This is a genomic window from Mesorhizobium sp. M0778 (assembly GCF_040320105.1).
Classification (GTDB): domain Bacteria; phylum Pseudomonadota; class Alphaproteobacteria; order Rhizobiales; family Rhizobiaceae; genus Mesorhizobium.
Genome location: NZ_JAMYPA010000001.1, coordinates 665,086 through 679,440, shown reverse-complemented (window position 1 = coordinate 679,440; position 14,355 = coordinate 665,086). Strand labels below are relative to the sequence as shown.

The 14,355-nt window shown below is 63.5% G+C and carries 13 protein-coding genes; 7 read left to right on the top strand and 6 right to left on the bottom strand.

Going from position 1 to position 14,355, the window contains the following annotated elements; all coding sequences use genetic code 11:
- Window positions 1-273: 273 nt before the first annotated feature.
- The gene (locus NKI22_RS03510) at window positions 274-2,706 is read left to right on the top strand and encodes a bifunctional diguanylate cyclase/phosphodiesterase (protein ID WP_352938910.1); all 2,433 of its coding nucleotides are present in this window, start codon (window positions 274-276) and stop codon (window positions 2,704-2,706) included.
- 2 nt (window positions 2,707-2,708) lie between these two features.
- Here NKI22_RS03510 and tlpA read toward each other — a convergent pair whose 3' ends face one another.
- Window positions 2,709-3,392, bottom strand: a complete 684-nt coding sequence (gene tlpA, locus NKI22_RS03505) for a thiol:disulfide interchange protein TlpA (RefSeq protein ID WP_352817702.1) — start codon at window positions 3,390-3,392, stop codon at window positions 2,709-2,711.
- A gap of 35 nt (window positions 3,393-3,427) precedes the next feature.
- Between tlpA and argH the strand changes: the two genes are divergently transcribed.
- The 3 genes from argH to lysA all read left to right on the top strand — a co-directional run bounded on the left by argH (window position 3,428) and on the right by lysA (window position 6,390).
- A complete protein-coding gene (gene argH, locus NKI22_RS03500) occupies window positions 3,428-4,828 on the top strand; it encodes an argininosuccinate lyase (RefSeq protein WP_352958206.1) in 1,401 nt (466 codons plus the stop codon).
- Between the two features lie 70 nt (window positions 4,829-4,898).
- Window positions 4,899-5,105 carry a hypothetical protein gene (locus NKI22_RS03495; protein WP_023677931.1) on the top strand — a complete coding sequence of 69 codons (207 nt, stop codon included), beginning with the start codon at window positions 4,899-4,901 and terminating at the stop codon, window positions 5,103-5,105.
- Window positions 5,106-5,121: 16 nt separating this feature from the next.
- Window positions 5,122-6,390: a diaminopimelate decarboxylase gene (gene lysA, locus NKI22_RS03490; protein ID WP_352817697.1), complete on the top strand. Its 1,269-nt coding sequence runs from the start codon at window positions 5,122-5,124 to the stop codon at window positions 6,388-6,390.
- Between the two features lie 16 nt (window positions 6,391-6,406).
- On the opposite strand, the gene NKI22_RS03485 is transcribed toward lysA, so the two are convergent.
- Complete coding sequence (locus tag NKI22_RS03485) at window positions 6,407-6,709, bottom strand: ArsR/SmtB family transcription factor (protein WP_023721088.1); 303 nt, start codon at window positions 6,707-6,709, stop codon at window positions 6,407-6,409.
- Window positions 6,710-6,771: 62 nt separating this feature from the next.
- On the opposite strand from NKI22_RS03485, the gene NKI22_RS03480 reads away from it, so the two are divergent.
- Both NKI22_RS03480 and NKI22_RS03475 read left to right on the top strand, forming a co-directional pair.
- Window positions 6,772-7,713, top strand: a complete 942-nt coding sequence (locus NKI22_RS03480) for a threonine/serine dehydratase (protein ID WP_352817694.1) — start codon at window positions 6,772-6,774, stop codon at window positions 7,711-7,713.
- A gap of 212 nt (window positions 7,714-7,925) precedes the next feature.
- Complete coding sequence (locus NKI22_RS03475) at window positions 7,926-10,538, top strand: TIGR02302 family protein (RefSeq protein ID WP_352850153.1); 2,613 nt, start codon at window positions 7,926-7,928, stop codon at window positions 10,536-10,538.
- A gap of 78 nt (window positions 10,539-10,616) precedes the next feature.
- On the opposite strand, the gene NKI22_RS03470 is transcribed toward NKI22_RS03475, so the two are convergent.
- Window positions 10,617-11,474, bottom strand: a complete 858-nt coding sequence (locus tag NKI22_RS03470) for a LysR substrate-binding domain-containing protein (protein WP_023721091.1) — start codon at window positions 11,472-11,474, stop codon at window positions 10,617-10,619.
- A gap of 222 nt (window positions 11,475-11,696) precedes the next feature.
- Here NKI22_RS03470 and NKI22_RS03465 point away from each other — a divergent pair, with 222 nt between their 5' ends.
- The gene (locus NKI22_RS03465) at window positions 11,697-12,647 is read left to right on the top strand and encodes a DMT family transporter (protein WP_352483513.1); all 951 of its coding nucleotides are present in this window, start codon (window positions 11,697-11,699) and stop codon (window positions 12,645-12,647) included.
- Window positions 12,648-12,666: 19 nt separating this feature from the next.
- Here the strand turns inward: NKI22_RS03465 and NKI22_RS03460 are convergent, their stop codons facing one another.
- The 3 genes from NKI22_RS03460 to NKI22_RS03450 form a co-directional block, all read right to left on the bottom strand.
- Window positions 12,667-13,038, bottom strand: coding sequence for a response regulator (locus NKI22_RS03460; protein WP_023721093.1), 372 nt, complete (start codon window positions 13,036-13,038; stop codon window positions 12,667-12,669).
- 299 nt (window positions 13,039-13,337) lie between these two features.
- A complete protein-coding gene (hpt, locus tag NKI22_RS03455; RefSeq protein WP_023721145.1) occupies window positions 13,338-13,880 on the bottom strand; it encodes a hypoxanthine phosphoribosyltransferase in 543 nt (180 codons plus the stop codon).
- Between the two features lie 180 nt (window positions 13,881-14,060).
- Window positions 14,061-14,351 (bottom strand): hypothetical protein, encoded by a 291-nt coding sequence (locus NKI22_RS03450; RefSeq protein ID WP_245278668.1) that lies wholly within the window; start codon window positions 14,349-14,351, stop codon window positions 14,061-14,063.
- Between the last annotated feature and the right edge of the window lie 4 nt (window positions 14,352-14,355).

Here is a 14,355-nt window from a genome sequence, read left to right as displayed (position 1 = left end):
TTGGCGAAAGGGGCACTCTCGCAAAGCCAATATGTGGCGCTGATGACAATCGGACAACGGTTTTGTTGCGGGTCAATGAACATCGCTTCCGGCTAAAGTGCGCTCGCTACCGAAAGCGTCGCCAGGAACTACATCACCGCCTTCTCGGCGGAGCGCATCGGTTTTCCCCCGAAAAGGCCCGCCTCATGGCCCGCGGGTTAACCATTCGTTAAAATCTCCAAGAGCTAATCAGTCACACCTCCCCTGTTATTTGGCAGACCGAGTGAACCCAGGATGCTGACGGTCTATAATTGTATTGTAAGTCAGCACGACCTGAGACTGGTCGCACTTGCCGCCCTCGTCTGCGGCATTTCTTGCTTCTCTGCAGTAAATCTCCTTAAGCACGTCGGCCGATCGACCAACCGAAACCGGCTTGTCTGGCTAATGATCGCCGCAACTTCGACCGGGTTCGGCATATGGGCGACGCATTTCATCGCCATGACTGCGTTTACGCCGGGAATACCAAACGCATATAGTCCGGGATTATCCGCCTTTTCGCTTGCCGCCGCCGTCATCCTGACCGCGCTTGGGATGTGGGTTGCCACCTTGCGCCGCGGCATCGACCATTTCCTCGTCGGCGGCGCCATTCTCGGTGGTGCCATCGCGACGATGCACTACATCGGCATGGCGGCGTTCGAGGTCGAGGGCCGGATCGTATGGAACCTGCTCCTTGTCGCGATATCGCTTCTGGCCGGCGGGACGCTCGCGGCAATGGCGCTCCTTGTCGTCTTGCGCCGCCCGTCCGCGCTCGCAACACTTGGTGGCTCCGCGCTTTTGACGCTGGCGATTTGCAGCTTGCATTTCATCGCGATGGGCGCGGTGTCGATCATTCCGGATTCCTCGATTGAAATATCCGAACATTCCATCGAGCCCATTTCCCAGGCCTTTGCCGCAGCGGTCGCCAGCCTGGTAATCCTTGTGCTGTCAGGCGCCGCGCTGTGGATCGACCTGCGCTTTCGCCGGCAGAGGCTCGAGGCCGATCGCATGCACGATCTCGCCAATGCCGCGGTCGAAGGGCTGATCGTTTGCGATGGCACACGCATAGTCAGCGCCAATGACAGCATGGCGAAACTGACGGGCACGGCGACAGCCACCCTGAACACGATGCAACTCGGCGAGCTGTTCGATGGACAGAGCGCAGCCGATGTATCCGGCTTCGGCGAACAGGCACAAGAAACGAAATTGAGGGGCAGCGACGGCACGAGAATTCCTGTCGAGCTGATCGCCAGGAAGATCGCCTACTGCGGCAGGCCTCATACGGTGCTTGCCGTTCGCGACATCCGTGAGCGCAAGAAGGCGGAAGAAGAGATCCTCCGTCTCGCGCATTTCGATCCACTTACCGGGCTTGCCAATCGGCGGAGCTTTTCTTCCCGGCTCGAAGCAGAAATCGCTTCGATGGAGCGTGGCAGCAAGGATGGATATCTGGCGCTCCTGCTGCTTGACCTCGACCGATTCAAGCAAGTCAACGACCTCTACGGCCACAGCGCCGGTGACGCCATGCTGCAGAAGCTGGCGCACTGCATTTCCGGCATTCCGCGCCACGGACAGATGCTCGCGCGTCTCGGCGGCGACGAGTTTGCCGTCTTAGCTCCGAACCTCCCCGACCCCCTGGCCGCAGGCCGCATAGCCGAGGACTTGCTGGCGGCGATCCGGGAGGAAAACAGGGTTTCAGTCGGCTCCGGCCCTGTTTCGGCCAGCATCGGCATCGCCTTCTTTCCGCTGGATGCCGAAGATCAGGCCGGCCTGATCGGCCATGCCGACACGGCACTCCATCGCGCCAAGACCGAGGGCAGGGACACCTATCGTTTTTTCGAGATAGCCATGGGCACCGCGGCCCGCGACAAGCGCGTGATGGAGCATGAACTGCGCCAGGCGATCGCCCGCAAGGAGTTCCACCTCGTCTACCAGCCGCAGAAGGAAATCCGCAGCGGCAAGATGATCGGCTTCGAAGCCCTGGTCCGTTGGCAGCATCCGGAGCGGGGCGACATTTCCCCGGCCGTTTTCATCCCCGTGGCCGAGGACAGTGGCGCCATCGCGCAGATCGGCGACTGGGTGCTGACGACGGCTTGTAACGATGCTGTTCGCTGGACGAATCCGCTGATGGTCGCCGTCAACGTCTCCGCCGTGCAGCTTCACAATCCGAACTTCAGCCGCAAGGTGCACGACGCACTGTCGAGATCCGGCCTCGCACCCGGCAGGCTCGAACTGGAGATCACCGAAACGGCCCTGGTGAAGGACATGCCCCGCGCATTGGCAACCTTGAGGCAGGTCAAGGCGCTTGGCGTGCATGTGGCGATGGACGATTTTGGCACCGGCTATTCTTCGCTGTCCAACCTTAGCGCCTTTCCCTTCGACAAGATCAAGATCGACGGGTCGTTCATCAAATCGGTCGACAAGAACGGCCAGTTCGCGGCGATCGTCCGCGCCGTGCTGGGGCTTGGACGCGGTCTCGGCCTGCCGGTCCTGGCGGAGGGCATCGAGACGCCGGGCGAATTGCAGTTCCTTGACGCCGAGGCTTGCGAGATCGGGCAAGGCTATTACCTCGGCAAACCGGCTCCGATCGAGACATTCGGCGAGTTGACGGGCGTCACGGCTCCGGCAGTCCGCACCGCCAGCCGGCGCGGCGCAAGCATCGCCGTGCTCAAGCCGCGCCTGCGCACGGTCTGAGCCTATCCCGGCTGAAGCGCTGCCTCGACCAGACGCTTGGCATCCGGCCCCGACCATTCGGCCGGGCCGTTCATATGGGCGATCAGGCAGCCTTGCCCATCGATCAGCATGGTGACCGGCAGACCGAGCGCCAGGCCGCGCGTCTTGACGTCGTTGAACAGCGCCATGGTGGCATCGCGATAATAGCCGAGCGCCTTGACGCCGGTGTCCTCGAGGAACTTCTTCGGCTTGGTATCGTCGCCGGCATCGACGTTGACTGCAACAACCTGAAACGCGTCGCTGCCCATCTCCTTCTGCAGTGCATCGAGCGCCGGCATTTCGGCGCGGCAAGGTGCGCACCATGTTGCCCACAGATTGAGCAGCACCGTCTTGCCGGCATGATCGGCGATCGTCGTCGGCTTGCCGTCGGGGCCGTTGAAGGCGAGGCTTTTCAGCGATTGCGGCGGATCCGCCGGCAAAAGCGCGGCGACTTGACCGGTAGCGGCCGCGGCGATCTTCTTGGCATGGTCGGTCCTGGCGGCGCAGGCGACGTCGTCATTGCCGCCGCCGGCGGCCACTTGCGCGGGCGCGTTATTGCCAGAACCGCTTTCCCTGACATATACCGCGACCGCGCCGGCCAGCACGCCCGCAACCAAAGCGGCGAGGATGAGACGCAAAGCCGGGAAAAATCTATTGCCGTCTGCCATTTTTCAAAAACTGCTCCGGAGCACGGGTTATAGCGATGAGCGACAAGAAGGCCAGCAACCAGATGTGGGGCGGACGTTTTGCCTCGGGTCCGGCCGCAATCATGGAAGCGATCAACGCGTCGATCTCGTTCGACCGCAAACTCTATGCCCAGGACATTCGCGGCTCGATCGCCCATAGCGAGATGCTGGCGCAAACGGGCATTATTTCGGCGGCCGATCAAGAAAAAATCAGTCACGGGCTGAACACGATCCTGGCAGAGATCGAGGCCGGCACATTCGAGTTCTCGACCAGGCTGGAAGACATCCACATGAATGTCGAGGCCCGCCTCGCCGATTTGATCGGCCCTGCCGCCGGCCGCCTGCACACTGCCCGCTCGCGCAACGACCAGGTGGCGGTCGACCTCAGGCTCTGGGTCAAGGACGAGTGCTTTCGTGTCGCCGAGGCGCTGAAAGGCCTGATCACGGCGTTCCTCGCCCGGGCCGAGGAGCATGCGGGAACGGTGATGCCGGGATTCACCCACATGCAAGCGGCGCAGCCGGTGACCTTCGGCCACCACTGCATGGCCTATGTCGAGATGTTTGCGCGCGACCTGTCGCGCGCCCGCGACGCGATCGAGCGGATGGACGAAAGCCCGCTCGGTGCGGCCGCCCTCGCCGGCACCAGCTTTCCGATCGACCGGCACCAGACGGCAACGGCGCTTGGTTTTCGCGAACCGATGCGCAATTCGCTCGACAGCGTTTCGGACCGCGATTTCGCGCTGGAATTCTTGGGGCTGGCGGCGATCTGCGCGACACATCTGTCGCGGCTGGCCGAAGAGATCATCATCTGGTCGACGCCGCAATTCGGTTTCGTCAGGCTGTCGGATAGCTTCTCGACGGGTTCGTCGATCATGCCGCAGAAGAAGAACCCCGACGCCGCCGAACTGGTGCGCGGCAAGACCGGCCGTGTCACCGGCCATCTGGTCGGCCTGCTGACGGTAATGAAGGGCATGCCGCTGACCTATGGCAAGGACATGCAGGAAGACAAGGAATCCGTCTTCGACGCGGCAGAGACGCTCGACCTGATGCTGGCGGCGATGACCGGCATGATGCGCGACATGACGGTGAACACTGCCGCGATGAAAAAGGCGGCGGGTGCCGGCTATTCGACTGCGACCGACCTCGCCGACTGGCTGGTACGCACGCTCGGCCTGCCGTTCCGCGAGGCGCACCATATCACTGGCCGGGCGGTGGCGCTGGCCGAGGACAAGAAGGTCGGGCTCGACAGGCTTTCGCTGCAGGATTTGCAGTCCATTCACCTCGGTATCAGCGCAGACGTGTTTTCGGTTCTGGCCGTGCAGAATTCTGTAAAGAGCCGCACAAGCTTCGGCGGCACCGCGCCGTCCGAGGTGCGCAAGCAGATCCGCTACTGGAAAAAGCGGCTCGCCAAGGCGTAAGACGCGGGGTGCAATGGCCGCAAAACTCGGCTAGAAGCGCTGCGGGCAACAGTTTCGGACGGATGACGCGATGACCGGAAGCAGGATTTTAGTGACGCTGACGCTGCTAGCGGCGATGGCGACCGTTGCGGCCTGCGGCAGGAAGGCTGCGCTCGATACGCCCTACGCGGCAGCCGTGCAGGCGCGCAAGGACGCCGAGAAGGCCAAGCAACCTTTGCCGCCGGAGCCGGAAAAACCTGTCGAGGACAAGAAATTTATCCTCGACCCGCTGCTCTGATTTTCGGACCGATCTCGTGAACCATTTCGACTACCGCGACGGCGTACTGCATGCCGAGGACGTGGCGATATCAGATATCGCCGCCAGTGTCGGCACGCCGTTTTATTGCTATTCGACGGCGACGCTGACCAGGCATTTTCGCGTCTTTGCCGAAGCTTTTGCCGGGCTCGACGCCCTCGTCTGCTATGCCATGAAGGCGAATTCCAACCAGGCTGTGTTGAAGGTGCTGGCAAGGCTCGGCGCCGGCGCCGACGTGGTCTCGGAAGGCGAACTGCGCCGCGCTTTGGCCGCCGGCATTCCGGCAAGCAAGATCCTGTTTTCAGGCGTCGGCAAGACCGCGCGCGAAATGGATTTTGCGCTCTCGGCCGGCATTCTCTGTTTCAACGTCGAATCCGAACCGGAGCTGGAGCTGCTGTCGGCCCGCGCCACCGCGCTGGGCAAGATCGCGCCGATCTCGCTGCGCATCAACCCGGATGTCGACGCCAGGACGCACAAGAAGATTTCGACTGGGAAGGCCGAGAACAAGTTCGGCATTCCCTGGCAGCAGGCGCGGAAGGTTTATGCCCGCGCGGCTGAGTTGCCGGGCATCAGGATCACCGGCATAGATACCCATATCGGCAGCCAGATCACCGAATTGCAGCCCTTCGACGACGCCTTCGCGCTGCTGGTGGAACTGGTCGGCGCGTTGCGTGCCGACGGGCATGCCATTGAGCATATCGATGTCGGTGGTGGCCTCGGCATTCCCTACCGCGTCGACAACAACCCGCCGCCTTTGCCCGAAGCCTATGCCCAGATCGTCAGGAAGCATGTCGCCAAGCTCGGGCTGAAAGTGATGTTCGAGCCGGGCCGGCTGATCGTCGGCAATGCCGGAATCCTGGTCTCGGAGGTCATCTTCGTGAAAGAGGGCGACGCCAAGAACTTCCTCGTCGTCGACGCCGCGATGAACGATCTGATCCGGCCGACCCTTTACGACGCCTTCCACGACATCAGGCCGGTGGTGCAGCAGCCGGTCGCGGCACCGCGCATGAAGGTCGACGTCGTCGGCCCGGTCTGCGAGACCGGCGACTATCTCGGGCTCGACCGTGACCTGCCCAGGCTGAAAGCCGGCGACCTGATCGCTGTCGCCACCGCCGGCGCCTATGGCGCCGTCCAGGCCGGCACCTACAACACCAGGCCGCTGGTGCCGGAAGTGCTGGTCGACGGCGACCGCTTCCACATCGTGCGCCCGCGCCAGACCTATGACGAATTGATCGGGCTGGATTCGGTGCCTGATTGGTTGACCTGAGAGATACCTTGCAGCGCTACAGCCGGTGCTGAATGAGCACCCTGGCCTCGGCGATCCTGTCCTCGTTCCGGCGATAGAATATCCACTGCTTGATACGCTTGCTGCGCAAAAGCCCTGCCTGGGTGAGCACGCGCATATGCTCGCTGAGCGTCGCCTGCGTGATCCCCAGCTTTTCCGCGATCAGCAGCGCGCAGACCCCGTCCTCGACCAGATCACCGTCCGCCTGCGGCGGAAAATGCGCGCGCGGGTCCTTGAGCCAATCGAGGATCTGCAGTCTGCGCTCGCTGGCAATCGCTTTGAAGACGTCGACCTCTTGCATTTAGGGACTTTGCCAAGTTACTAAGTAATGTCAACTCTGAATGTCAACTCTGGGAGTGAAGCATGCTGCATGGCCACACGATCACCCGCGAGCGCATTGCGGCGATGGAACCTCGCATCCGGCCCTTCGTGCGCCACACGCCGGTGCTGCGCGTCGACATGGCCGATTTCGGCCGCCCGCCTCTGCCTGTCGACCTGAAGCTCGAATGCCTGCAGCATTCCGGCTCGTTCAAGGCGCGTGGCGCGTTCACCAATCTCCTCGAACGGCCGGTTCCCGCAGTTGGCGTCGTCGCCGCATCGGGCGGCAACCACGGCGCCGCGGTCGCCTATGCCGCCATGCGGCTCGGCCATAAGGCGACCATCTTTGTTCCCGAAGTGAGCCCGCCGGCCAAGCTGGACCGCATCCGCGGCTACGGCGCCGAGCTGATCGTCGGCGGCGCCCGTTATGCCGAGGCGCTGGGCGCCAGCGAGAGCTTCGCCGAAAAATCCGGCGCGCTGCAGATCCACGCCTTCAACCAGGAGGAGACGCTGGTCGGGCAAGGTACGCTCGGCCTCGAAATCGAGGCCGACCTGCCGAAGCTCGACACGCTGCTGGTCGCTGTCGGCGGCGGCGGCTTGATCGGCGGCATCGCCGCCTGGTTTTCCGGCCGCATCAGGATCATTGCCGTTGAGCCGGAGGGTGCGCCGACGCTACACCGCGCTTTCGAGGCTGGCCGGCCTGTCGATGCCTCGACCGAGGGCATCGCCGCCGATTCGCTCGCGCCGAAGCGTGTCGGCGAAATGATGTTTCCTATCGCCGAGGCGTTCGTCGAGCGCTCGATCCTCGTCGGCGACGACGACATTATCGCCGCCCAGGCGGCGCTGTGGGACCGGGTGCGAATCATCTCCGAGCCGGGCGGTGCGGCGGCCTTCGCGGCGCTCCTGTCCGGCCGCTACAGGCCGGCTGTGGGCGAGCGCGTTGCCGTTCTGGTCTGCGGCGCAAACGCCAATCCAGCGAAATTTTGACAATATCCGGGGCATTATTGTTCACGTTTTGGGGAACCGCCTCGCCTTCGCCGTGTTTGTTGGTATCCTTAGGGCGACGTGCAGCCGCCTGAATGCACGACGTATGCGCTAAGATTTTGGGTCTTCGCATCGTGCTTCCCGAAAATCGACTTTTCGGGCCCATGCGATAGACTCGTGAGGTCCGGGCTATCCCGCCCGGCCAGGAAGGGCCGATGACGCAACGACCCGTCTTTACCAGCGATCGCAGCCTGGCCGGGCGCCTTGCCTTGAGCCGGCTGGCGACGCAGGTCTCGATAATCGTCGAGCGCGGCTGGCCGTTGCTGCTGCCGCTGATCATCGTCGCCAGCCTGTTTCTCAGTATCTCGTGGCTCGGTCTGTTCCCGCTTTTGCCCGATTTAGCGCGATTCGGTCTCATCACGGCATTCGGCGTCGCAGCGCTTGCCGCACTCTATCCGTTGCGTTTCTTCCGCACGCCATCCAGTGCCGAGGTCGACCGCCGCATCGAAGCGGCCAACCGGTTGCTGCACAGCCCGGTGCAGGTCCAGACCGATCGCCCGAGCGGCAAGGAAAGCATTTTTTCGCGAGCCCTGTGGCGCGAGCATCAGCGGCGCATGGCGGACCGGCTGGGCGAGCTTGGCGGCGACGTGCCGCGCACGCGCGTCCCCGAGCATGACCCGTGGGCGTTGCGCGCCGTTGCGGCGCTTTTGTTGGTCACCGCCTTTGCCTTCTCCTTCGGGCCGTCGGGCGGCAAGCTGACTGACGGGTTTGTTGCCCGTGCCGCGCGCGACGTCGTGCCGCCGCGCATTGATGCCTGGGTGACGCCGCCGGCCTATACCGGCAGGCCACCAGTATTCCTCAACGCCCCTGTCCTTGCCAACAATGCCAATCAAGCGGCGCCGACCTTCACCGTTCCGGAGGGCAGCGACGTGTCGCTGCGCGTCACGGGCGGTTCGGGCGAGGAAACGCTGAGCTACGCCGACGCCGGCGGCAACACCCGCGCCATCGATCCGACCGGGCCGCAAGCCAAGCCAGAGGCAAATACGGCAACGCCTTCCATCGTGCGCCAGTTCAGCGGCAAGTTGACGGCCGACGGCATGCTGACGCTGCAATCCGGCGACGGCGAGCTCGGCCGCTGGGCCTTCGCCATAATCCCCGACAAGCCGCCGCAGATCCGCTTTGTCGGTGAGCCGAAGCGCGCCGTCAACGGCGCCTTCGAGCTCAACTACCAGATCGACGACGACTATGGCGCGGCCTCCGCCAAGGCGGTTTTCGCATTGGCCGATCCGCAGGTGCCCAACGCGCATCCGCTTTATGGGCCGCCGGAAATGCCGCTGACGTTGCCGCGCCGCGGCGGCAAGGCCAATGCCGCCAAAACGACGAAGGATCTGACCGACCATGTCTGGGCCGGTGGCAACGTCAAGCTGTCGCTTGTCGCCACCGACGGCGCCGGACACACGGCGACCAGCGAAACCAAGACGCTGGTGATGCCGGAGCGGCCATTCTCCAACCCCTTGGCGCGGGCCGTGGTCGAGCAGCGCCGCATACTGGCGCTCGATGCCTATGCCAAGGACCGCGTGCTCGACCTGATGGATGCGATCACGCTCAGGCCGGAAGACACGTTCGACAATATGGCGCACTACCTCGCCATCATGAGCGCCCGCACCCGGCTGAAGATGGCCGACAGCGACGACCAGTTGCGCGACGAGGTCGCTTACCTCTGGGAGATCGCGCTCGGCATCGAGGAAGGCAATCTGTCGGCGGCCGAGAAGCGGCTGCGCCAGGCGCAGCAGGCGCTGCAGGATGCGATCAAGAACGGCGCCAGCGACCAAGAGATAGAGAAGGCGATGAAGGAACTGCGCGAGGCGATGAACCAGTTCCTGCAGGAATTCGCGGCGCGGGCGCAGCAGAATCCGAATGCGCCACAGATGCAGCAAAACGGCCAGGAACTGCGCCAGAGCGACATCGACCGAATGATGGACCAAATCGAGAACCTGGCGAAATCCGGCAATCGCGACCAGGCGCAGCAATTGCTGTCGGAGCTGCAGGACATGATGAACAATCTGCAGGCAGGCCGCCAGCAGCAAGGCGGCCAGCAGGACAGCGAGATGCGCCAGCAGATGGACAAGCTGGGCGAGATCATGCGGCGCCAGCAGGAGATGATGAACGACACCTTCCGTATGGACCAGATGCAGCGCGGCCAGCAACAGCGCGGGCAGAACCGCGACGAGCAACTCGGCGAGAACGGTGAGCAAGGCCCGATGGGCGAAGAGGGCAAGCCCAGCCCGGGCGACGACCGCGATCCGCTCGGCCGGCCGAAGCCGATGACGCCGCAGGAATTTGCCGATGCGCTGAAGCAATTGCAGGAAGGCCAGGGCAAGCTGCAGAGCGAGCTCGATCAATTGAGGAAGGGCCTCGAAGGCATGGGCCTCGACCCCAATGAGGGGTTTGGCGAAGCCGGCAAATCCATGGGCAATGCCGAACAGGCGCTCGGCGAGGGCGAGGGCGACCAAGCCGTCGGCCACCAGGGCCGCGCATTGGAAGCCTTGCGCAGGGGCGCCAAGGATATGATGAAGCAATTGCAAGCGATGCAAGGCGACCAGGGCGGCAACGGGCAGGGCGGACGCCAGCAGAATGCCGACCGTGACCCGCTCGGGCGGCCCCGCACCAGCGAGGGTCCCGATGACGGAAGTTCGGTGAGAGTGCCTGACGAGATCGACGTGCAGCGCGCCCGCCAGATCCTCGAGGCAATCCGCAAGCGGCTCGGCAACGCGCTCAGCCCCGATATCGAGCGCAGCTATCTGGAGCGGTTGCTGGAGCTGAAGTAAGGCTGCACTCTACATTTTTGGAAGATCGCCGTGCGCGGTCCTCCGTGGTGGCAGCTATCGCCGGACCGAGCGACGTGTTTAACGGTTGGTGAACGCCTCGCGGATCGCCTCTTCCATGCCGTCGATCGCCTCGCCGGAAGCGTTCGGATTGCGCCGCAGCACTACGTTCGAGGAATCGATGTCGCCGAAGCCGTCGGCGGCCGTAAGTTCGCGGCAGCCGGCCGGAATGTTGCTGCGCGAGATCGGCGCAATCGCCAGCCCGGAGGTGACGGCGAGCCGCAGGCCGCCATTGGTATCGCTGGTGTAGGCGACACGATAGGCGAGACCGCGCTGTTCCAGCGACTTTATCGCGAAATCCTTGCACCAGCCGGCGCGGTTGTAGAGCGCGATCGGCACCGGCCGGTCCTCATGCATGTGATGCAGCTCCGACGTCACCCATACGGTCGGATCATGCATCAGCACCTCACCGCCCGAGAGATCCTGCCATTCGAACACCACCGCCAGATCGAGCTCGCCGGCGGCGAGCGCCGCGATCTGCGCACCGGAATGCGCGTAGCGGACGGTGATGTCGACCTGAGGATGGCGCTTGGCAAAGGCACCGAGCGCGCGCGACAGGATCGCGTGGCCATATTCCTCCGGGATACCGATGCGCACCGGCCCGCCAAGCGGCGCCGCGACCATCGATGCCGCCGTCTCGTCGAGCAGCGAAACGATGCGCCTGGCGTTGGCGATGAGCTCGCCGCCGCGCCGCGTCAGCGCCACACCACGCGAGCCGCGCTCGAACAGGCTGTCGCCGACCATGCTTTCGAGCTTCTTCATCTGCATCGAGACCGCCGACTGGGTGCGGCCGGCCCGCTCCGCCGCCTTGGTGAAATTGCCGGTGTCGGCGACCGCGACGAAGGTGCGCAAGAGGTCGCTGTCGAGATTGGGTCGCATGTGCCCGCCATAAGAAAATCTGATTGCTGGCATCATTCCAATTCGTTTGCAACATGTCAAACGGCGGACGATAGTCGCCTCACCCATTGGATATGCGGCCGCGAAATCGGCCGCGGACCAATCAAAAGTCCTCACTCGTACCCGCTGCCCGAAACGGTGGCGGGTTCTTTTTACCCGGATGCAGGCCTGCTTCCGGCCGGCGCGCAGGAGACCGGAGCGCCCATGCAGAATCGGCTTGTGCTCGGCATCCTCAGCCTCTGTCTCGGCGTGTTGGTCTTTTCACTGCAGGACCCGCTGGTCAAGGCGGTGTCGAGCCGCTATCCCGTCACCGAGGTGATGGCGATCCGCTCGATCGTCGCCCTGCCGATCCTGGTTTTCCTCGTCCACGCCGACGTCGGATTGCAGGCGATCCAGTCGAAGCGGTTCGGCATGTTGACGATGCGCGCCTTCATCCAGTTCACCTCCTACACGGCCTACTATCTGGCAATCGCCGCCCTGCCGCTGGCCGACGCGGTGGCGCTCTATTTCATGGCGCCACTGTTCATCATGGCGCTGGCCGGCCCGTATCTCGGCGAACGCGTGTCCTGGCAGGCGCTCGCCACCGTCCTGGTCGGCATGCTCGGCGTGCTGGTGATGGCGCGCCCGGGTGCCGGCGTGTTCGACTGGGCGGCGCTGCTGTCGCTAGGCTCGGCTCTGCTCTACGGTTTTTCGCAACTGATGGCACGCAAGATCGGCGACACCGAATCCTCGACCGTTATGGCGTTTTACCAGAACGGCGCCTATCTGGCCGGTGCTGCCCTGGTGGCGGGGCTGTTTTGGCTGGCAGACATCGACCATGCCGTGCATCCGAGCCTCGAATTCCTAGTCCGGCCATGGGTCTGGCCGACGACGTCGGATCTGCTGAAGATGGGGGCATGCGGCTTCGTTGCCTCGGCCGGCATGATCCTGTTGTCGCAGGCCTACCGGTTGGCGCCCGCCAACAGCGTCGCCACCTTCGAATACACCGGTATCATCTGGTCGCCGCTATGGGGTTTTCTGTTCTTTGCCGAAGTGCCGCGACCGGCGACGGCGGCCGGCGCAGCCCTCATCATCGGCGCCGGCCTGTTTGCGCTCAATGCCAGCCGGCGCCGGAGCGGCGCGCCAGCCATCGCTGCGACCTGCGACCCTGCGTGAAGGCGGTCGGCCTTGGGCTTTAGGCGAAACAGGCGAGCGCCTGTTCGACGCGGGCGCGAATTTCAGCCAGCGTGAACGGCTTTTGCACGACATCGAGAATAACGCCGTCCAATTCCTCGGCGCGCTCGCGCTGATCGGCAAAGCCGGTCATCAGCATGATCTTCATCGCCGGGAACAGCGCCGCTGCCGCCTTGGCCATCTCGATGCCGTCCATCTCCGGCATGCGGATGTCGGACAGCACAAGGTCGTAGCCCCCTTGCGCCGCCCGGATCAGAGAAAGACCGTGCGCGCCGTCGGCGGCAATAGTGACATTATGCCCGGCGCGTTCGAGCGCACGGGCGGCGAGGGTGCGGACGGATTCATCGTCCTCGACGATCAAGAGCTTTGCCATGGGCAGGATATTTGGCGAGGAAAAGTTGATGTTTCCTGAAGGCGCTGAGTGTCGATGAGGCCTTTTCAGAATTCGCTCCGGCGAGTCAGATGGCGTGGTTTTCGAGAACCGGAGCGGAGCGGACGTTCGAGTCCGGGAGCTTCGCGCTTGATCCCGAACTCGGTTTCGATTTCGGAAAGCATCATGCGCAAAATCAAAAGTGCTACAGCGTCCTTTGCGCGTCCAAAGGACGCGCTGCGCTGCAGGAAGCGCAGAACACTGCGTCAGGTGGCCGCCGGAGTAGAATTATCAAAAAGGCCTCAAGCGTCGCCCTTGACCATGCCGACGAACGGCAATTCGCGAAACGCGTGGGCGACGTCCATGCCATAACCGACGACGAAATAATCGGGGCAGTCGAAGCCGACATAGTCGGCGTTGAGCGTGGTCTGGCGGCGCATGCGCTTGTCGAGCAGCACGGCGATGGCACAGCTCCTCGCGCCGCGCGACAGCATGAGGTCGCGGGTGAAGCTCAGCGTCTTGCCGGATTCGAGAATGTCGTCGATGAGAAGCACATCGCGGCCGGCGACCTCGTTGTCGATGTCGCGCAGCACCCTCACCTCACCGCTGGTTGTCCCGGCGCCATAGCTCGAGATGAAGATGAACTCGACCTCCGGCGACAGGCCGACATCGTGCATGGCACGGATAAGATCGGCGGCGAAGATGAATGATCCCTTCAGCACCGAGATTACCAGAAGGTCGTGGTAGTCGTGCCCGGCGATCTCCTTGGCAAGTTCCAGATTCCGCCGCGCGATGGCGGACGCCGAAAACAGGACTTCGATGTCCTTGCCGCGCACAACTGGCATTGGCCGCCTTTCCAGAAATGATCGCCTTGTAGGCGAAGCTGACCGAAAACGGTCTTCAACCCCGTTTCTAGGCATGTCGAGCCGTCTGGCAAGGCCAAATCTTTGGCAGGGCGCCCGCGAACCGTCCCCAGCGCGTCGCAAATCGTTTATCTGGTGACCTGTTGATTTTCTGGCGCCGTTCTAACGAACCAGCGCATGGCCGCCCGAAATCCAGAAGGCGGCCAAGGCGGCACCGACGCCGGCAATCCAGAAGATCGGCCCACCGTGCACCCATAACGGCCGTTCGACGGCGGTTTCCGGCTTGCGCAACATGTCCATGCCTTCGATCGAAGGGGTGGAAATCGTGCGCGCAGGCGGCGGCGCAAAGTCTGGACGCGTAAAATGGCGGGGCAGCACCTCATAATCGGCATCGATGACGTCGGCGGTCACGTCGCGCATGATGCGTTCCGGCTCGGCGGCCGCATCGGTCATGATT